This is a genomic window from Bacteroidota bacterium, assembly GCA_041658205.1.
GTDB lineage: Bacteria > Bacteroidota > Ignavibacteria > UBA10030 > UBA8401 > UBA8401.
The window spans coordinates 338,467-359,131 of the sequence record JBBAAO010000003.1; the positions used below are offsets into that span (position 1 = coordinate 338,467).

A 20,665-nucleotide genomic window follows, 5' to 3' on the forward strand; every position below is an offset into this window, starting at 1 on the left:
CATGTTGATAATAAAACTTGCTTATCGAAACATAATTGGAGCCGGATTACGGACATGGCTTAATGTGGCAGCTCTGTCGTTTGCATTCATTGCGATTATTTTTCTTCAAGGTGTGTACACCGGAATGAACGACCAGGTTGAACAAGCAACCATTGATGCGTTTTATGGAGGAGGACAATATTGGCAAGAGCGTTACGATCCATACGATCCGTTGTCGATCGTTGATGCGCATGGGATAATTCCCAAAGAACTTCAACAACATATTGAACAGGGAACATCAACTCCCATTCTCATCCGACAAGGTACGATCTATCCCGGCGGAAGATTTAGAAATATTATTTTGAAAGGGATCGATCCGCAACAGACAATTCTTGCGCTCCCCTCTGCAAAACTGATTGCCGAAGCAGGGACGATACCTGCTATGATCGGCACACGAATGGCAAAACATACCGGATTGAAAAGGGATGATCTTGTTACTGTGCAATGGAGAACCGCTCACGGTACATTTGACGCGCGTGATGTAACTATCATAGACATTTTCAAAACAACCGTACAGGAAATCGACAACGACCAAATATGGATTCCGCTCAACGTGATGCAACAAATCACCGAAATGCCGAACGAAGCGACAATGATTGTTATACGAAAAGGGATCACTTTCATTCCATCATTAGATGGTTGGAGTTTTAAAAATTTGGATTTCCTTTTACAGGATCTTCATTCATTGGTGAGAACAAAGTCCATTGGAGGGAGCATTTTTTATACCATCCTAATGTTCCTTGCCATGCTGGCCATCTTCGACACACAAGTGCTTTCCATCTGGCATCGACGCAAAGAGATGGGAACATTAATGGCGCTTGGCATGACTCGTACTCAACTGATTCGTCTCTTTACAATGGAAGGAGCATTTCATGGAATTCTCGCAGCGCTGGTCGGTGCCTTGTACGGAATTCCGCTCCTTTCTTTCATCGCTCAAAACGGATGGGCGCTTCCACAATCGACGGATGATTTTGGATTTGCGTTTGGCGACAAGATCTTTCCTGTATATTCTTTTGGGTTGATCGTCGGAACAACAATTCTTGTCCTTGTCGTAACCACTATCGTCAGTTTTCTTCCGACACGAAAGATCGCATCGCTGAAACCGACTGATGCTCTGAGAGGAAAGATGACATGATTGCATTTCTTTGGAAAGGAATTATTCGGGATCGTTCACGGTCGCTCTTTCCGGTGCTGATTGTAGCCGCAGGAGTAATGCTGACAGTATTCATCCACGCGTACCTCCACGGCGTAATTACCATCATGATCCAAACTACCGCACATTACAATACAGGACATGTGCGTGTAATGACCAAAGCATATGCAAGCGAAGCAGATCAGATCCCGAACGATCTTGCATTGCTAGGTACTGACACACTTATAACAACATTACAAAAACAATTCCCTGAATTATATTGGACACCACGCATCCGATTTGGCGGATTGTTGGATGTTCCGGATGCTCAGATGGAAACTCGCGCTCAATCCCCTGTGTTTGGTTTCGCCGCGGATTTTCTTACACAGAATAGTCCGGAATGGAATGTTCTGAACATTAAAAATTCTATTGTTCGAGGGACTGTTCCAACCAAGCCGTCGGAGATTTTAATTGCCGATGATCTGGCAGTACAATTAAAGACCGCTCCCGGAGAGACTGTTACACTCATCGGTTCCACTATGAACGGCAGTATGGCAATCACCAATTTTACAATCGCCGGAACAGTGCGATTCGGCGTTGCCGCTATGGATCGCGGTACAATCATCGCCGATCTTTCAGATGTTCAACGTGCTATGGATATGCAGAACGGTGCCGGTGAGATTTTGGGATTCTTCCGGGATGATGTTTATCATGCTGAACGCGCTGACGAGATGACAAAGGAATTCAATTCATTCTATAAAAATTCATCCGATGAATTTGCCCCGGTCATGGGAACGCTGCGCACGCAAAGCGGCATGTCGGATTATCTTGATCTTATGGATGCATACTCCGGTATTATCATCGGAGTCTTTGTCTTTGCTATGTCCATTGTTTTATGGAACACGGGATTAACGGGGAGTCTCCGCCGGTACGGAGAAATTGGCGTACGGATTGCAATTGGAGAAGAGAAAGGACATGTCTATCGTTCGATGCTTGTGGAATCGATTTTTATCGGCATCATCGGTTCCTCGGTTGGCACTGTATTCGGGTTGATGATTGCGTATTATTTACAAGAATATGGTATTAACATCGAGGGGATGATGAAAAACAGTTCGCTGATGATCTCCAATGTGATCCGCGCACAAATTACTCCGGTCACATATGTTATTGGTTTTTTTCCCGGACTTCTTGCTACAATATTTGGTACAGCTATTTCCGGTATTGGAATTTATAAACGGCAAACCGCACAATTATTTAAGGAGTTGGAAACGTGAAACAGCTTTTCTATACACTTGTTTCAATACAAAAGATAATTTTTTTCATGTTGTCTATTCCCGGTTTAGCGGTATTTTCACAAACCATCACCGGTGATGAGATCTTAAAAAAAGTTGACCGCAACATGGCCTCCGAAACGAAGATTGTTACATCCACAATGATTATCCATGGCAGACGGGAAAGTCGTACGGTGGAGGCAAAATCATGGCAGCGCGGTACATACGATGCGTTCACGGAATATCTTGCCCCTGCGCGGGAAAAAGGGACTAAGATGTTGAAATTGAAAGATATGTTGTGGACCTATTCTCCCTCTTCGGATAGGACCATTATGATTTCTCAGCATATGTTACGACAATCGGTAATGGGTTCTGACCTTTCGTACGAGGATATGATGGAAGACCCACGGTTGCCGAATCTGTATAACGCCGGAATCGCTACAGACGATACAGTAATGGGAAGGCAATGTTGGGTTCTGGATCTCTCCGCGAAGAAAGAAGATATTGCGTATGATAAACGAAAAGTATGGGTTGATAAAGCACGCTTTGTAATCTTGAAAGAACATCTGTTTGCAAAAAGCGGGAAATTATTAAAAACGGTTGAAGTTATAGAAATGGGGAATGTTGCGAACCGTTGGATGGTTCAATCAGCAGTATATAAAGATGTTTTAAAAGAAGGAAAAGGAACAGAATTTCATATCAATTCCATTGAATTTGATGCGACAATTCCTGATCACATCTTTACGAAAGCCTCGCTACGACGATAACTTTTTGTATATTTAAATAATTGGTAACTAAGGAATACATGCTCAACTCACTTTTACTACAACGTCCGCTCATTTTTTTTGATCTTGAAACCACCGGTGTTAGTCTTACGAAAGACAAGATTATCGAACTCTGTGCCATTAAGATCATGCCGGATAAATCCCGAACAATATTGTTGCAGAGATTCTATCCGGAGATGCCGATTCCACCTTCTGCTACAGAAATCCACGGTATTACCGATGAAATGGTAAGGAACGAGCCGACGTTCCGAGAAAAAAGGAATGAGATTGTATCATTCTTTTCTGACTGTGATCTTGCAGGGTACAACATTGCAAAGTTTGATATTCCGTTGTTGGTGGAAGAACTTTTGCGCGCCGGACTGGAAGAAAATCCTTTTGAAAAAGTAAAAGTGATTGATTCACTCTCTATCTATTTCAAGAAAGAGCCGCGCAATCTCGCCGCCGCGTTGAAATTCTATGCTAATGAAGAAATCGTCAATGCCCACTCCGCCGAAGCAGATGTGGAGGCAACGATCAAAGTCCTGAACGGACAATTAGAAAAATATTCTGATCTTATACCAACAATCGATTCCTTACATAAAAACTTCTTTCAAGAGAGCGAGTATCTCGATTACGACAGAAAATTTTCCCGCGATAAAAAAGGAGAAATCATCTTCATGTTCGGCAAGAACAAAGGACTCCCTGTTGCTGACAATCTCGGCATGGTGAAATGGATGCTGGATAAGGATTTTTCTGAACATACTAAATTTATCGCCCGGAAGATTCTAAGCGGTGAGATTATTTAAAAGCATTCACCACAGAGGGCACGGAGAACACAGAGAACCTAACGGAAAAAAACACAGCCGGATAATGTCTGACACCTTGCGAGGGCTACCATAATTTTACAACAGAGAACGCGTAGAATCATTGTCAGGACGGTCGCCAGACCATCATTTTTTTTTATAGATTTTACCACAGAGACACGGAGGCACAGAGTATAAAATATTAAAGCGTGCCCGATGATGTCTGCATCTCCTACGCATTTTCAAAAAGTGTCCGCAATCTTGCGAGGGCTACCATAATTTTACCACAGAGAACGCGTAGTAGATTTTCCACAGAGGGCACGGAGAACACAGAGAATCTAACGGAAAAAAACACAGCCGGATAATGTCCGACATCTTGCAAGTGCTACCATAATTTCACCGCAGAGAACGCATAGAATTATTGTCGAGACGGTCACAAGATCGTCCTTTTTTTATAGATTTTACCACGAAGACACAGAGAATAGAAAGGAAGGATTGAATTTCTCAACAGCAAAAAAATTATTTTTGCTATTCGTGGTAAGTACAATGCCATGACTGTGAGTCACGGTATGAATCACTTATATTCTCAGTGTTCTTTTCCTCCTCCGCTGTGAATTTTTTTCGATTTTCCCTTTCTTACAAATAAGAGTCCGATATCCACTCTTTCTTACAACTGACAATCATTTCCCTCTAAACCATTCAAATCATTGACATTTCTGGTGGTTTTCTTTGGCAACCTTTTTGCAAAAGTACCCCATGTCTTTAATAAAACAGAATCCGGAGTCCTATATTATGTCAACAGTAAAAAGAGAACTTGTCATCATCGACGGCAACGAAGCTGCCGCGTATGTAGCACACAAAACAAACGAAGTCATCGCGATTTATCCAATCACCCCTTCTTCCAACATGGGCGAATGGTGCGATCAATGGTCATCCGAAGGAAAGAAAAATATTTGGGGCACCGTTCCCAGTGTCACCGAAATGCAGAGCGAAGGAGGGGCATCTGGAGCAGTCCACGGCGCATTACAGACTGGCTCGCTCACCACAACATTTACCGCATCGCAGGGATTGCTTCTGATGATCCCAAACATGTTTAAGATCGCTGGCGAATTAACTTCAACAGTATTTCACGTCTCCGCTCGATCGATTGCTGCGCAAGGACTTTCCATTTTTGGCGATCACAGCGATGTTATGGCGGCACGTTCCACCGGCTGGGGAATGTTGTGCTCGCATAATGTTCAAGAAGTAATGGATTTTGCGCTTATCTCACAAGCAGCAACGCTTGAAGCGCGGGTTCCCTTCATTCATTTTTTTGACGGGTTCCGCACATCGCACGAAGTAATGAAGATCGAACAATTAACAATCGACGACATCAAAGCGATGATGAACGAAGATTTTATTTCCCACCATCGCAAGCGCGGACTTACACCAAACAATCCTGTGATGCGCGGTACTGCTCAAAATCCGGATGTGTATTTCCAGGCTCGCGAAACCGTCAATCCATTCTACGAACGATGCCCCGACATTATGCAAAAGACGATGGATCAATTTGCAAAGATCGTTGGCAGACAGTATCACCTGTTCGATTATTATGGTGCGCCGGATGCAGAACGTGTTATCGTGATTATGGGCTCCGGCTCTGAAGCAGTCCATGAAACAGTTGAAGCATTGTTGGCTAAAGGAGAAAAGATCGGCGTGGTAAAAGTCCGATTATTCCGTCCATTCTCTGTAAAACATTTTATTGATGCATTCCCTTCAACAACAAAATCGATTGCGGTATTGGACAGAACAAAAGAACCGGGTGGCGCAGGTGAACCGATGTATCAAGATATCGTCACGGCATTGCATGAATATTTTGCAGCGGACGATGTTAAATTCAAAAAATATCCAAAAGTAGTCGGCGGACGGTATGGATTATCATCAAAAGAATTTACACCGGCAATGGTAAAAGCAGTGTATGACGAACTGGGAAAAGAAAAACCAAAAAATCATTTTACGATCGGTATTAACGACGATGTGAGCCATTCCAGTTTGGATTTCGATCCGAACTACACCACGGAAAAATCGGATGTTATTCGCTCCTTATTCTATGGACTCGGTGCAGACGGAACAGTTGGCGCAAATAAAAATTCCATTAAGATTATTGGTGAAGAGACAAAATTCTATGGACAAGGATATTTCGTTTATGATTCAAAAAAATCCGGATCGACGACGGTGTCACATTTACGGTTTGGTCCGCGGGAAATCCGCTCCACCTATTTGATTTCGCAAGCAAACTTCGTTGCATGCCATCAATGGCAGTTTCTGGAAAAGTTTGATATGCTCACCTCCATCGTTTCCGGAGGAACATTTCTTCTGAACTCTCCTTTCCCGAAAGATCGGGTCTGGGCGAATCTTCCGATGAGTGTACAGGAACAAATCATCAATAAAAAACTGAACTTTTATGTGATCGATGGAAATGCAGTCGCAATAAAAACCGGCATGGGAACACGTGTCAATACGATAATGCAGACGTGCTTCTTCGCCATCTCTGGCGTTTTGCCAAAAGACCAGGCGATTGAAGCGATTAAACATTCCATTAAAAAAACCTACGGTAAAAAAGGCGAAGAAATTGTGAAAATGAACTATGCCGCTGTGGATGGAACAATTGAGAATTTGTTCAAAGTCGATTATCCCAATGAATTAACAAGTACAATTCAACTTCCACCCGTTGTGCCTGACCATGCCCCGGATTTTATTAAGAATGTCACGGCAAAAATGATTGCCGGTCAGGGAGATTCAATTCCTGTCAGCCGACTGCCAATTGATGGTACGTACCCTGTCGGCACAACGATGTGGGAGAAACGCAATATTGCATCGGAAATTCCGGTGTGGGATTCCGAATGGTGCATCCAATGTGGAAAATGTGCACTTGTTTGCCCGCACGCCTCAATCCGCATTAAAGTGTATGATAATGCGTTGACGGAAAAAACTCCCGGAACATTCAAACATATGCAGTATAAAGGAAATGATTACAAAGGTCAGGCATATACAATACAGGTTGCGCCGGAAGATTGCACCGGATGCGGAATCTGCGTGGAAATTTGCCCGGCAAAGAATAAGAAAGAAACAAAATATAAAGCGCTAAACATGCAGCCGCAACCGGCGCTGCGAGATTCTGAACGGGCAAATTGGGATTACTTCCTCACCATTCCGGAAGCGGATCGACGTACCGTTGATACGAAAACAATTAAGGGCTCGCAATTTCTTCAACCGCTGTTTGAATTCTCCGGCGCCTGCACAGGATGCGGTGAAACACCGTATGTAAAATTGGTCAGTCAATTATTCGGTGACAGAACGGTGGTCGCAAACGCAACGGGATGTTCATCCATCTACGGCGGAAATCTTCCGACGACGCCTTGGACGAAAAACAAAGAGGGACGCGGACCGGCATGGGCAAACTCATTGTTCGAAGACAACGCAGAGTTCGGTCTTGGTTTCCGTCTTTCGTTTGACAAGCAAACAGAGTATGCGCGTGAATTATTGATTAAACTTCTTCCTCAATTGAATGAAGGTTTGGTCAACGGTATTCTCTCTTCCACGCAAACGACGGAAGCAGAGATTTATGAACAGCGTGAACGCGTAAAACAGTTGAAACATTTATTGGAGAGCATTCATGTTCCAGAATCAAAACAATTGCTGCAATATATCGATGCACTCGTGAAGAAAAGTGTTTGGATTATGGGGGGTGACGGTTGGGCATACGATATCGGTTTCGGAGGTTTGGATCATGTTATCGCATCCGGACGAAATGTAAACATCCTTGTTCTTGATACGGAAGTCTACTCCAACACCGGCGGACAAATGTCCAAAGCAACGCCTCGCGGCGCTGTTGCAAAATTTGCAGCGGGTGGAAAACCGGGTGGAAAGAAAGATCTCGGATTGATCGCCATGAGTTACGCTAATACCTATGTTGCACAGATTGCGATGGGTGCGAACGATCTGCAGACGGTGAAAGCAATCCAAGAAGCAGAAGCATTTGAAGGACCATCCCTTATCATCGCCTACTCTCATTGCATTGCGCACGGCATCAACATGCGCCTTGGTATGAATGCACAGAAGCTTGCGGTGGACTCTGGTTACTGGCCGCTATATCGTTACAATCCAGCGTTGATGAAAGAAGGAAAGAATCCATTCCAACTTGATTCGAAACCGCCGAAAGTGAAGTTTGAAGAGTTTGCGTACAATGAGATCCGATACAAAATGTTAACGAAAATGGATCCTGAAAAAGCAAAACGTTTACTTCGCGAAGCACAGGAAGATGTATTGAAGAAATGGAGATATTACGAACAACTTGCGGCAATGAACTTCACAACACCGCAGGCAACAACGGCAAGTCATTAATACTAAACTTGACCGTCACCTTCAAGATGACGGTCAATGAATATCTTACGGAGAATAATTATTATGGATTTATCAACTGAATATCTCGGACTGAATCTTAAAAATCCCATCGTCCCCTCCGCCTCGCCAATGTCACGCACGGTTGGCAGTGTTCGATTGATGGAAGATTACGGTGCATCGGCGGTCGTGCTTTTTTCAATCTTCGAAGAACAGATCCGGCACGAAACAAAAGAACTGTATCACCATCTTACCTATCACGCGGAAAGTTATGCCGAAGCAACTTCCTATTTTCCGGAAGCACACGAATATCACAGCGGACCGGATGAATATTTGAATCATATCAGAAAGCTGAAAGAATCGGTCAGCATTCCGATCATCGGCAGCATTAACGGCGTTACCGAAGGTGGCTGGATTGAGTATGCAAAATTGATTGAACAGGCTGGTGCCGATGCTTTGGAATTGAATGTCTACTATATCCCGACCGATTCAAATATGACCAGCGATGATATCGAACAAACATATTTGGATATTGTGAAAGATGTACGCAATCAAGTTTCCATTCCGGTTGCGGTAAAACTCTCCCCATTCTTTACGTCGTTATCCAACGTAGCAAAACGATTGGATAACATCGGCATCAACGGCCTTGTCCTCTTCAATCGTTTTTATCAACCGGATATCAATCTGGATACATTGAGCGTGGAACCAGGCGTTGTCTTAAGTTCATCTAACTCTTTACGATTACCACTTCGCTGGATAGGCATTCTGCATAACAAGATTAAAGCAGATCTTGCCGCATCGACTGGCGTTCATTCCGGTGAAGATGTGATCAAATTAATTATGGCCGGCGCGAATGTAACAATGATGTGTTCGGCACTTCTTCGTCATGGACCGAGAAAGATTCGTGAAGTGTTGACGGAAGTCCAACAATGGATGGTAGAACACGAATATACAAACTTGAATGACATGCGCGGGAGCATGAGCCACAAATCGGTTGCCGATCCGTCATCATTCGAACGAGCAAATTATATGAAAGCATTACAAACATACATGTGAGGTAATTATGTCAATCTTCTTCAGCAGGCAATGTGAATACGCATTGCAATCCATCATCTATCTTGCGCAAAAAAAGCAAGGCGAGATGACCACTATTAAAGAGATCTCATCGCACTTAAACATCCCGTTTCATTTTCTGGGAAAAATCTTCCAGAAACTTTCGCATAAGGGATTGCTTCATTCCATGAAAGGTGTTTCCGGCGGATTCTGGCTGGCAAAACCTGCCGAAGAGATTGTGTTGATGGATATTATTATCGCAATCGATGGAAGCGATATTATGAATCTTTGCGTGCTCGGTTATTCGGAGTGTAACGTGGCAGCACCCTGCCCCATGCACAACGAGTGGAAAACAACCAAAGAGAATTTCTTTGCATCGTTGAGCAAAAAGAACATCCTTGATGTCGCAAAAGACATTAAAAAGGATGGATATAAAGCTGCATAATTAGCTGATTTGTCGAATTGGCTTATCCATCACCATCTTCGACTTCGACAGAACTTTATCAATGCGTCGGTTCGGTAAACACCGCACTGACGCATGCTTTCACTACATTGTAATTTATTACGAACAATGAATACTCCAATTTCCATTATTAAGCTTGCATCACATAATCAGACAAATCGCTCTGATATCAAACACGCTTCTCCTGCTTTACGAAAGATTCCTACAGAACAACGTCGAAAAAAATTCAAACCGAATCTCTCTTTCCGATGGTATCGTCGAATTATGGATCGACTAAAGAACGATTCACAATTCTTTCGGTCATCCGTACAACTAGCGTTTGTGTTACTCTGCATTTGGATCGGCATTGAATTCTATCTCTTCATGCAATGGGGAATGTCTTTTGGGACTGAAACATACGTTGAACGCCCTCCGGGCGTTGAAGGATTTCTCCCTATCAGCGCATTAATGGGAATGCTTCACTGGATCTACAGCGGAACACTCAACACAATTCATCCAGCCGGAACAATTATCCTTGTCGGATTTATCGCCGTTAGCTTGATTATGAAAAAAGCATTCTGCAGTTGGATGTGTCCTGTTGGCACACTGAGCGAATCGCTTTGGATGCTTGGCCAACAACTCTTCAAACAAAATATTATTGTGTGGCGATGGCTGGATTATCCGCTCCGTTCGTTAAAATATCTTCTTCTCTTCTTTTTTGTCTATGCCATCGGGGCAATGTCGGTTCAAGAATTGGAAATATTCATTAACAGTCCATACAACAAAGTGGCCGATATTAAAATGTATCTCTTCTTTGCCGAGATTTCGCAATTTGCTCTTTGGACAATTATTGGATTGATGCTTTTCTCGGTAGTAATTAAAAATTTTTGGTGCAGATATTTATGTCCCTACGGCGCTTTGCTAGGCATTACCGGATTATTAGCGCCCTTCCGAATCACGCGTGTGAAAGAAAACTGCATTGATTGCGAACTCTGCACAAAAGTTTGTCCATCGAATATCAAAGTGCATCAAGTCAGTCAAGTGTGGAGCGATGAGTGTACAAGTTGCCTGCGCTGCGTTGAAGAATGTCCTGTAAAAGAAACCCTTGTGCTTCGATCTAAAAAAAAGTCTGCTTCAATTTCACCGTGGGTCTTCGGTACACTTGTAGCAGGAGTGTTTATTGCGGTTACCGGATTGGGAATGTTAACCGGACACTGGAAAAACTCGGTTTCAAAGGATGAATACCAATTTCGTTTTCAAAATCTTGATTCGCCGCTCTACAATCATGCACGCGGTTCTGTTCCGCAATACGGGCCAAACGATTAAGAATCTTCTTTACATTTTCCATATTCACGTGCATATTGAAGATCATTTCAACACCGTACACTACCGATGAAGCAATTTATCATTTCACTTATCCACGCCCTGAAGCCGCCGAAACAGTGGCGTATTCCTGTTTTCATAACAGTAGGAACATTGTTCGGACTCGGTTTGCTGGTGCTGTATGTTGGTAATGCCACGTCATACCTATCCGACGATCCCCGCGCCTGCATGAACTGTCACGTGATGGCGCCGCAGTTTGCAACATGGGAACGAAGCAGTCATGCACGAGTGACTGTTTGTAATGACTGTCATGTCCCACACAATAATGTCGTCAGCAAATATGCATTTAAAGCAATGGATGGTACGCGACATTCATTTATGTTCACGTTCCGCATGGAGCCGCAAGTGATTCATATTCATGATGCTGGGATTGCCGTGGTTCAACAAAATTGCATCCGATGTCATTCCCAACTTACTCAAAATGTGAACGAAAGATTTGTCACTCTTGAAGCACAACAGCATGGAGACGGAAAACTTTGCTGGGAATGTCATCGTGAAACACCACATGGACGCGTAAATAGTCTAGCTTCTGTTCCATATGCACGTATTCCAATTCCGTCCGATGTGACACCAGCGTGGATAAAAAAATACCTACATAATGATCGAGCAGGTCAACGTTAACGCCGACCTGCCACCCAAAAAATACTTTTATATCGCGGAGCATTATTATGAACATCACTGAACTTATCGAAAAAAAACCGTGGACCGCTTGGGTGCTGTTCGGCGGTACAATCATCATTGTATTTCTCGTCGGCTGGCTGGGTGCATCCATTATGGAACGCCGCAGTGAAGCAATGATGCAATACCAAGTAACAAAACCGATTGCGGAGTGGGAACCACGCAACGAGGTGTGGGGAGAAAATTATCCCCGTGAATATGAAACATATAAAAGTACAAAAGACACGACATACCTGAGCAAATACGGAGGAAACAAAAAACGAGATCTGCTTGAAGAGGATCCGCTCAATGTTATTTTGTGGGCAGGATATGCTTTCTCTCGAGAATATAATCAGGCTCGCGGACATTATTATGCCATTAGCGATATACGAAATACGCTTCGTACAGCTGTTCCTCAGCCCGCTACATGTTGGTCATGTAAAAGTCCGGATGTTCCCCGCATTATGAACAAAATAGGACCGGCAAATTTTTATAAAGGACATTGGGATTCTCTCGGTCATGAGATTGTGAACAACATCGGCTGTCAGGATTGTCACGATCCGAAAACAATGAATCTGCGAATCACACGCCCGGCACTTGCTGAAGCGTGGCAGCGGCAAGGAAAAGATATCAACAACGCAACGCGTCAGGAAATGCGCTCACTCGTCTGCGCGCAGTGTCATGTGGAATACTACTTCAAAGGAAAAGTGGAAAAGTATCTCACCTTCCCTTGGGATAAAGGATTCTCTGCCGACTCAATGGAAGCGTATTATGAACAGATTGGTCATATTGATTTCGTTCATACAATCAGCAAAACACCCATTCTTAAAGCTCAACATCCAGATTATGAATTGTATCGCACAGGTATTCATGCCGAACGGGGTGTTTCGTGTGCAGATTGCCACATGCCGTACAAAAACGAAGGGGGCGTAAAATTCACCAATCATAAGATTGCTTCTCCATTGGAAAATATCGCTGGCTCATGTCAAGTCTGTCATCGCGAGAGCGAACAAGTACTGACAAAAAATGTAAACGACAGACAAGACAAGATTATGGAATTAAAACACCTTGCAGAAAAAGCACTTGTGGCCGCACACATTGAAGCAGCGGCTGCGTACAATGCGGGTGCAGATTCTTCCGAACTGGTTCCCGCATTAAAACTTATCCGCTCGGCACAATGGCGTTGGGATTGGGTGTCAGCAGCAAATGCAGTGGGCTTCCACTCTCCTCTGGAAGGTGCACGAGTGCTTGGAACATCAATTCAACGAGCAGAAGAGGCACGACGGTTTATTACACAAGTGCTGATAAAACACAACGCATCACCAATAGTGCAAATGCCCGATCTCTCTACCAAAGCAAAAGCGCAGGCATTCATCGGATTAAATATTCCCAAATTGATTAATGAGAAAAATGAGTGGAAGAAAACTGTCTTGCCAACGTGGGATGCCAAAGCAAAAGAACGTCAGGGAGATGTGAAGTATTAAGGTGAGATATTTAGAAATCAGAGTATTAGATAAAAAATAAGTCATGTGAGAGATCAATTGTTAGTTGCTCTATTAAAAAGAAAACAAACCGAAGAATGGAATTATCATCTAGAATCTCAAAAACACAAAAACAACGGTCATACTGAAGAATCTGAAAATAGTATCAGATTTGCCGATAAGTTTTTTATATGCACGGCACCTCCCGTTTTTTGAGATTCCGCCTTGCGGGATTCCCAAACGCGGAACCGAACAACGGGGCTTCGTTGCACATTTTTTTGAAAAAAATTCTGTGGCTTACTCAGATCCTTCGCTCCGTTCAGGATGGCAATAGTTTCATTTTTAAGATGGGTTCTAGTTACATGGCGACTGTTTTGTGTTAAACTCCATTCTTTCCCATCAAACACTCGCTTCACAGTATAAATCATTTCATATAACTCCTCTTACAGAGTGTGTTCTTTTCTGTATTGTAGTTCCTGGCAATTCCAGTTATCTTTCCATATGGAATTGAACGTTGTGAATATTGTTCTCATCGTGGCCGCATCGCAATCATTTCTGCTGGCAGTGCTCATTTTTCAAAAACACCGTGCGTTGTTTGCCAACAGATTCCTGGCTGCGCTCTTATTCTGTTTTACGGTAATCTCTATTCACCTGCTTATTCAAGACGCAGGTGTTTATCAGATAATTCCATTTGTTTTTGTTATTGTCGGAATTCCCCTTACCGCTTCTCCTCTGCAGTTTCTCTATACCAAATATCTGCTGCGAAGGCAAACACATATAGCTCCGGGTGATTGGATCCATTTTGCCTTGTTTCTCCTCTTTGAATCTGCACTACTGATAGCATTTGTCTTCGGATTCGTTGATTTTTCCGAGGCAACAGCCGCTACTCCCGATACAGCCCCATTCTTTTTGCGTCTGTTTAATTGGCTGTTGATTGCTCAGGGATTGTTCTACGTTGCAGCCGGACTCCGTTTGATTATCCGCTTTAACAAACAGTTGAAAGAAGTTCTCTCTTCTATTGAACAGCTGCAAATGAACTGGCTCCGCAACACCACGCTGGCGATGCTCTCCGCTTGGATATTGTTTTTGGTTGAAGATACGCTGATGACGCAGGGAATCAATCTTTCCAACTACGTTTTTGTCTCCGTTGTTTTTGCCATCTATGTGTATGCTATGGGGTTTTTCGGATTGATGAAGTCGGAAATCTTCTCCGATCCTTCGGTGGAGAAAGTGATGCACGTGGTAGAAGAAATTGAAATCACTCAGGATGAAAACAATGGAGCAAAATATCAACGCTCGGGACTTTCCGATGAAACGGCGGGGCAATATCTTCAATCGCTCCTTCGGTTGATGGAAGAAAAGAAGATCTACCGCAACAGCTCTCTGACGCTTACGGAATTGTCGGAAGAGTTATCCGTTTCGCCGCACAATCTTTCAGAAGTAATCAATACAAAACTCCGAAAGAATTTTTATGATTTCGTAAACGGATATCGCCTGGAAGAGGCGAAGAAGGATCTTGCAGATCGCTCCAAACAACATTTGAAAATTCTCTCCATTGCTTTCGATGCAGGGTTTAATTCCAAAGCCACATTCAACACATTGTTCAAAGAACAAACCGGCGTCACCCCTTCCGAATACAGAAAAAAATTGTTGTTGTCGACTATCGGCGAATAAATAATTAACGTTTTTTTCGCCACAGATTACCATGATAAAATTTATTTTTTCTATTTTCTTCATACTTTCTCTCCTTCACGGGGGTCAACTCCCCTTTTCGCGCGGTGTCAATCTCACCAACTGGTTTCAAGAAGCAAACGCACGCGATATTCAATTTTCAAAGTACACCAAAACGGACTTTGCCAATATCAAATCTCTTGGCTGCGATGTCATCCGACTTCCCATAAATATGCATTCCATGACAAGCGGAAGCCCGGCATATATTGTCGATCCTCTGCTATTCGATTTTCTTGATGCGGCTGTAGACTGGGCGGAAGAACTCGGTCTTCATATTATTATTGATAATCATAGTTTCGATCCTGCCGTGAATACCTCGCCGCATGTTGGAAATATTCTTGTTCCAGTATGGAAACAAGTTGCTGAACATATGAAGCATCGTTCTAAGTTGGTCTATTATGAAATATTAAACGAACCGCACGGAATTGGTGATGATGTCTGGAACATTATCCAGAAAGTGGTCATAGATTCCATCCGTTCCATTGATTTGAAACATACCATCATCGTCGGTCCCGCCGGGTGGAATAGTTACCACAATCTCAATCTGATGACCGCGTATGCAGATACAAATCTGATCTATACGTTTCATTTTTATGACCCGTTTCTGTTCACGCATCAAGGGGCAAGCTGGGCAAATCCATCACTTGTTCCGTTGACCGGTATTCCGTTTCCGTATGATGTGACACACATGCCTCCATTTCCTCCCGCGTTAGTCAGAACATGGGTGCAAAATGATTTTAACAATTACGCTGCTAACGGTACAGTCGCTAAAGTAAAATCGCTCATCGATATTGCAGCAAATTTTCAAAGCAACCGGAATGTCCCTCTCTTTTGCGGTGAGTTCGGTGTCTATATTCCCAACAGCAATAATCAGGATCGAGTAATATGGTACGAGCTAATCCGGACGTACTTACAAGAAAAGGGAATTGGTTGGACCATGTGGGATTATCAAGGGGGCTTTGGTCTATTCAAATCCGGATCGCAGGAATTGTTCGAGTATGATCTGAATATTCCGTTGGTCTCTGCTCTCGGTTTCAATGTTCCTCCGCAGAAACAGTTCACCATCACTCCTGATACAACAGGATTTGATCTGTATCGAGATTACATTGGTGCGCATATATTAAAATCGCATAATTCTCCAAGTACCACATTGGATTTTTATTCAACCGATGTACCGGCGGAAGGAAAATATTGCATCCGCTGGAACGATGCGCTGCAGTACCAACATATCGGATTTAATTTTCTTCCAAATAAAGATCTTTCCATTCTTAAGGACTCGGGATATGCATTGGAATTTCGTGTGCGAAACGGTGTACCGGAACTGCAATTCGACGTTCGCTTTATCGATACCAAAACAGGCCCCTCCGATCATCCTTGGCGAATGCGAAAGACAATGAATGCCGCAACTGTACCTTGGGACAACTCCTGGCATCACGTTCAAATTCCACTTTCATCATTTACCGAACATGGTTCATGGGACAGCATTTGGTATAATCCCATTGGCGCGTTCGATTGGAAAGCGATCGACCGTTTCGAAATTGTGGCGGAACAAAGCAGCTTTCTCGGAAAAGAAATTTGGCTGGATGATATTCGCCTCATACGTCATACTCCATCGCTTGTTCAACAATCATCTGTTGTACCACAACAATTCACACTGTATCAAAATTACCCCAATCCTTTTAATCCGAGCACAACAATTCGGTTTGATGTACCTGCTTCTTCGCACGTAACATTACAGATCTTTACTGTTCTTGGTCAACATGTAGTAACACTCATCAATGAAGTGACCGATCCAGGAACACATCAAGTACAATGGACTCCACATCTCTCGGGTGGGATCTATTATTATAGAATACAGGCAGGCACATTTATACAAACCCGAAAACTTGTATTTTTGAAATAGAGGATTAAAAACTTTCTTTCATCGATTGCGCTAAAAGATGCAGAAAAATATCCGTGATACTCTTCAGCGTTTGCGGATATTTATCTCTCCCGTTCATCCCAATCGGACTGAACCACCTTTCCACGTTCAAACCCATCGGTAAAAGCGAATACTCCGGCGATATATCGTAATTTTGTTCTGTAATGATCATCGATTATGGATTAATAGTTTTGGAGAAACAATGAAACAACTGTTCAAATCATTTTTTGTATTAATACTTTCTTCATTTTTTCTTTTTTCGCAACAGCATTTAACTGGGACCATCGAAGGAATTGTCCTCGATCACGCAACCAAATCGCCGCTGATTGGTGCAAATATCGTTCTTTTGAATACAACCATTGGATCTATTACCGATACAGATGGGAAATTTTCAATCAAGAATGTACCTGTGGGAAATTACTCTGTGCAAATGCGAATGGTGGGCTATGCCACCGCAACAAAGACAGATATTATCATCCGTTCACAGCGGATCACAACAGTCTCCGGATCCTTGTTTGAACAGGCACTCGAATCGGAACAAGTAACAATCACCGCCGGATATTTTCAACAAAATGATGTTCAGCCGCTGAGCATTACATCATTCAGCGCTGAAGAAATTCGTCGTGCACCTGGTTCCGGCGGCGACATCAGCCGGGTGATTATGACTCTGCCAAGTCTGGCAAAAGTGAATGACCAATCCAACAGTCTTATCGTCCGCGGCGGAAGTCCGTTGGAAAATGCTTTTTATCTTGATGGCATCGAAATTCCCAACATCAACCACTTCCCCACACAAGGAGCAACCGGAGGACCGATTGGAATGATAAATGTTGATCTCATCGACGAAGTGAATTTTTATACCGGCGGATTTTCTGCGGCGTATGGTGACAAACTTTCTTCGATTCTCGATTTAAAAATGCGGGAAGGAAACAGGAATGAATTTGACGGACAGTTCGATCTGAGTATTATGGGATTCGGGGGCGTTGTGGAAGGACCGATCGGAGAAAAAGGATCGTACCTTCTTTCCGCCAGACGAAGTTATTTGGATTATGTCGTAAAGATCTTCGATATCGGAACATCGGTTGTACCGCGATATGGCGACATACAAGGAAAGATCACCTACGATCTTTCACAACAACACAAACTCAGTCTTATTTTCATCAACGGAGACGATCACAACAATCCAACACGAAGTGTTGCCGAGGAAAATGATATGCTCTATTATGGCAATCAGGATATATATCAAACCGCCGGAGGTATTGCATGGAGAGCTTTGTGGAGTGGTAATTTCTATTCAATGACTACAGTTGGTTATCAAGCAACAATAGCGCAAGAAGATTTTTTTGAAACCAACACTGGATTGCCTCTGGTGAGGAATCATTCAACGGAAGCTTCCATCGGCATCCGAAATAGCAATCACCTTCGAATCTCAGAATCACATTCGTTGGAGTTTGGCGGGGAAGCAAAACAGTTGATGCAAACATATGATAATGCATTTGGTGCATATTCAACCGCATTCGGTGATTCAACAACACCCGCCTCCATCGGAAATAATGTTAACGAAGTAAAGATAGGCGCATTTTTCACATACATCGTCCGACTGTTTGAAGGATTAACGGCGACAATCGGTACTCGAGCTGATTATTTTTCTTTTAATGATCGAGTTACTGTTTCTCCACGACTTTCTCTTTCCTATCAACTGAACGATCTCACCTCTTTCAAACTTGCATCGGGTATGTACTATCAAAATATGCCGCTGTCGCTCCTTGTACAATCTGCAGCGAACAAATCTCTTCATGATCCGTACGCAGTCCATTACATTGTCGGTATTGATCATATCCTCGGCGAAGCTGCCAAAGCAAGTGTGGAAATCTATCAAAAGGAATATTATGATTTTCCGGTCGATCCTTCAGATCCATCTCTCTTCCTTGTGGATGAGATCTTCTATCGTAACGGATTATATTTTCATCACAAACCGTTAAGCAATGACGGTAAGGCGCGTTCGCGCGGTATTGAACTAACACTTCAAAAAAAACTCGCGAAGGATTTTTATGGAATTGTAAGTGCAACACTGTTTCGAACAGAATATAAAGGGGCGGATGATGTCTGGAGAAATCGGGTTTTCGACAATCGTATCATCCTTAGCGCTGAAGGGGGATATAAACCAAATTCGGAGTGGGAGTTCAGCGCGCGATGGATCTATGCCGGAGGAACTCCGTACACTCCGTTCGATTTAACACAATCCTCTCAACTGAAACGAGGAATATTCAACAGCAACAAGATCAATGGATCACGCTATCCTGCATATCATTCCATGAATGTTCGATTTGATAAACGGTTCCATTTTGAACACTCCAATCTCGTCCTCTATCTTAGTGCATGGAATGTGTACAATCAAAAAAATGTGGCTACCTATTTTTGGAATGAGAAAGAGAATAAACTGAATACCATTTATCAGTGGAATCTCCTACCAATCTTCGGGGTAGAATATGAACTGTAAATGTTAAAAATCAGCCGTGAACAAAGGGTATTTTACCTTGTCAAATAGCTTGCTCCTCTATCCGAACTTTGTTACTTTTCGCGTAACAGTTCTTGGGGAGGTGCTATGCCTGAGAAAAATAAATCTCTCGTTCGCCGTTATTTTACTGAGGTTTTGAATAAGGGGAATTACGATCTTATTAAGGAACTTTTTTCCCCCTCGTTTATTTTTTCCGGTCCCGCCATGAAACCAATGCGGGGTATGCCGGAACGGATTTATGATTTTGTTGCTTCGGCGCGGAATGCTTTTCCCGACCTGTATTTTTCGATCGAAAATGAAATTGCCGAAGATAATCAGGTAGTGGTGGTGTGGAGGATGACGGGAACCCACGAACATGCGTTTCGAGAAATCGAACCGACTCACAAACACAGTTCCATTACCGGAACGGATATCTTTTATATAGAGAATGGGCAGATCGAAGGAATGTGGGCATTTTTCGACATGAGAGGTATCCTGGAACAATTGCCAAAAAAGAAAGTGCGCGTCCCCTCAAAAAAGAAATCGGTACAAAAAATAATCCGACGAAAGAAAAAAACGTTGTAATACACATTTTCAACTTCGGTAATGACAACGCATCAATAAACAATTTCTCCTTCCACAAAACATAATTCGTATATGCAATCCGCTGCGCTTACACCAGAGGAATATATGACAAACCTGCCGGAAGAACGGAAACCGGTAATGATGGAACTGCGGAAAGTTATTCTCAAAAATCTTCCGAAAGGATTTGTGGAAGTGATGAATTATGGAATGCTTGGATACGTCGTTCCCCATTCAATGTATCCGGATGGATATCATTGCAACCCGAAACTGCCACTTCCCTTTATGAACATTGCGTCACAGAAAAACTTCATTGCGGTTTATCATATGGGAATGTATGCCGACAAGAAGTTGCTCAATTGGTTTACAAAGGAATATTCAAAATTGGTCAAAACCAAAATTGATATGGGAAAGAGTTGTCTTCGCTTTAAAAAACCTGATCAGATACCGATTAAACTGATCGGCGAATTGGCGGGAAAAATGTCCGCAAAGGATTGGATCACAATCTACGAAAAAAATATCAAACGATAGT

16 protein-coding genes are annotated in these 20,665 nt (G+C 43.0%); 15 read left to right on the top strand and 1 reads right to left on the bottom strand.

Annotation, left to right across the window (positions count from 1 at the left end):
* The first annotated feature begins 1 nt into the window (after position 1).
* The 12 genes from WDA22_16525 to WDA22_16580 all read left to right on the top strand — a co-directional run bounded on the left by WDA22_16525 (position 2) and on the right by WDA22_16580 (position 17,039).
* Positions 2-1,174: an FtsX-like permease family protein gene (locus WDA22_16525; protein ID MFA5835085.1), complete on the top strand. Its 1,173-nt coding sequence runs from the start codon at positions 2-4 to the stop codon at positions 1,172-1,174.
* On the top strand, positions 1,171-2,445 hold the full coding sequence (locus WDA22_16530; GenBank protein MFA5835086.1) for an FtsX-like permease family protein: 1,275 nt from the start codon (positions 1,171-1,173) through the stop codon (positions 2,443-2,445). Before WDA22_16525 ends, WDA22_16530 begins: the two co-directional genes overlap by 4 nt.
* Positions 2,442-3,209: an outer membrane lipoprotein-sorting protein gene (locus WDA22_16535; protein MFA5835087.1), complete on the top strand. Its 768-nt coding sequence runs from the start codon at positions 2,442-2,444 to the stop codon at positions 3,207-3,209. Before WDA22_16530 ends, WDA22_16535 begins: the two co-directional genes overlap by 4 nt.
* Before the next feature lie 38 nt (positions 3,210-3,247).
* Positions 3,248-4,012: a 3'-5' exonuclease gene (locus WDA22_16540; protein MFA5835088.1), complete on the top strand. Its 765-nt coding sequence runs from the start codon at positions 3,248-3,250 to the stop codon at positions 4,010-4,012.
* 789 nt (positions 4,013-4,801) lie between these two features.
* Positions 4,802-8,392 carry a pyruvate:ferredoxin (flavodoxin) oxidoreductase gene (gene nifJ / locus WDA22_16545; GenBank protein ID MFA5835089.1) on the top strand — a complete coding sequence of 1,197 codons (3,591 nt, stop codon included), beginning with the start codon at positions 4,802-4,804 and terminating at the stop codon, positions 8,390-8,392.
* Positions 8,393-8,455: 63 nt separating this feature from the next.
* Positions 8,456-9,445 carry a dihydroorotate dehydrogenase-like protein gene (locus tag WDA22_16550; GenBank protein MFA5835090.1) on the top strand — a complete coding sequence of 330 codons (990 nt, stop codon included), beginning with the start codon at positions 8,456-8,458 and terminating at the stop codon, positions 9,443-9,445.
* Positions 9,446-9,452: 7 nt separating this feature from the next.
* Positions 9,453-9,887, top strand: a complete 435-nt coding sequence (locus tag WDA22_16555) for an Rrf2 family transcriptional regulator (protein ID MFA5835091.1) — start codon at positions 9,453-9,455, stop codon at positions 9,885-9,887.
* 126 nt (positions 9,888-10,013) lie between these two features.
* Positions 10,014-11,210, top strand: a complete 1,197-nt coding sequence (locus WDA22_16560) for a 4Fe-4S binding protein (GenBank protein ID MFA5835092.1) — start codon at positions 10,014-10,016, stop codon at positions 11,208-11,210.
* Between the two features lie 66 nt (positions 11,211-11,276).
* Positions 11,277-11,888, top strand: a complete 612-nt coding sequence (gene nrfH, locus WDA22_16565; GenBank protein MFA5835093.1) for a cytochrome c nitrite reductase small subunit — start codon at positions 11,277-11,279, stop codon at positions 11,886-11,888.
* 47 nt (positions 11,889-11,935) lie between these two features.
* Positions 11,936-13,408, top strand: a complete 1,473-nt coding sequence (locus WDA22_16570) for an ammonia-forming cytochrome c nitrite reductase subunit c552 (GenBank protein MFA5835094.1) — start codon at positions 11,936-11,938, stop codon at positions 13,406-13,408.
* Between the two features lie 498 nt (positions 13,409-13,906).
* Positions 13,907-15,079, top strand: coding sequence for a helix-turn-helix domain-containing protein (locus WDA22_16575; protein MFA5835095.1), 1,173 nt, complete (start codon positions 13,907-13,909; stop codon positions 15,077-15,079).
* Between the two features lie 31 nt (positions 15,080-15,110).
* Positions 15,111-17,039, top strand: a complete 1,929-nt coding sequence (locus WDA22_16580) for a cellulase family glycosylhydrolase (GenBank protein ID MFA5835096.1) — start codon at positions 15,111-15,113, stop codon at positions 17,037-17,039.
* Between the two features lie 4 nt (positions 17,040-17,043).
* Here WDA22_16580 and WDA22_16585 read toward each other — a convergent pair whose 3' ends face one another.
* A complete protein-coding gene (locus WDA22_16585; protein MFA5835097.1) occupies positions 17,044-17,229 on the bottom strand; it encodes a hypothetical protein in 186 nt (61 codons plus the stop codon).
* Between the two features lie 30 nt (positions 17,230-17,259).
* Here WDA22_16585 and WDA22_16590 point away from each other — a divergent pair, with 30 nt between their 5' ends.
* From WDA22_16590 to WDA22_16600, 3 genes are all read left to right on the top strand, one after another.
* Complete coding sequence (locus tag WDA22_16590; protein ID MFA5835098.1) at positions 17,260-19,554, top strand: TonB-dependent receptor; 2,295 nt, start codon at positions 17,260-17,262, stop codon at positions 19,552-19,554.
* 105 nt (positions 19,555-19,659) lie between these two features.
* Positions 19,660-20,136 (top strand): ester cyclase, encoded by a 477-nt coding sequence (locus WDA22_16595; protein ID MFA5835099.1) that lies wholly within the window; start codon positions 19,660-19,662, stop codon positions 20,134-20,136.
* A gap of 72 nt (positions 20,137-20,208) precedes the next feature.
* Positions 20,209-20,664, top strand: a complete 456-nt coding sequence (locus tag WDA22_16600) for a DUF1801 domain-containing protein (GenBank protein MFA5835100.1) — start codon at positions 20,209-20,211, stop codon at positions 20,662-20,664.
* Position 20,665 lies beyond the last annotated feature (1 nt).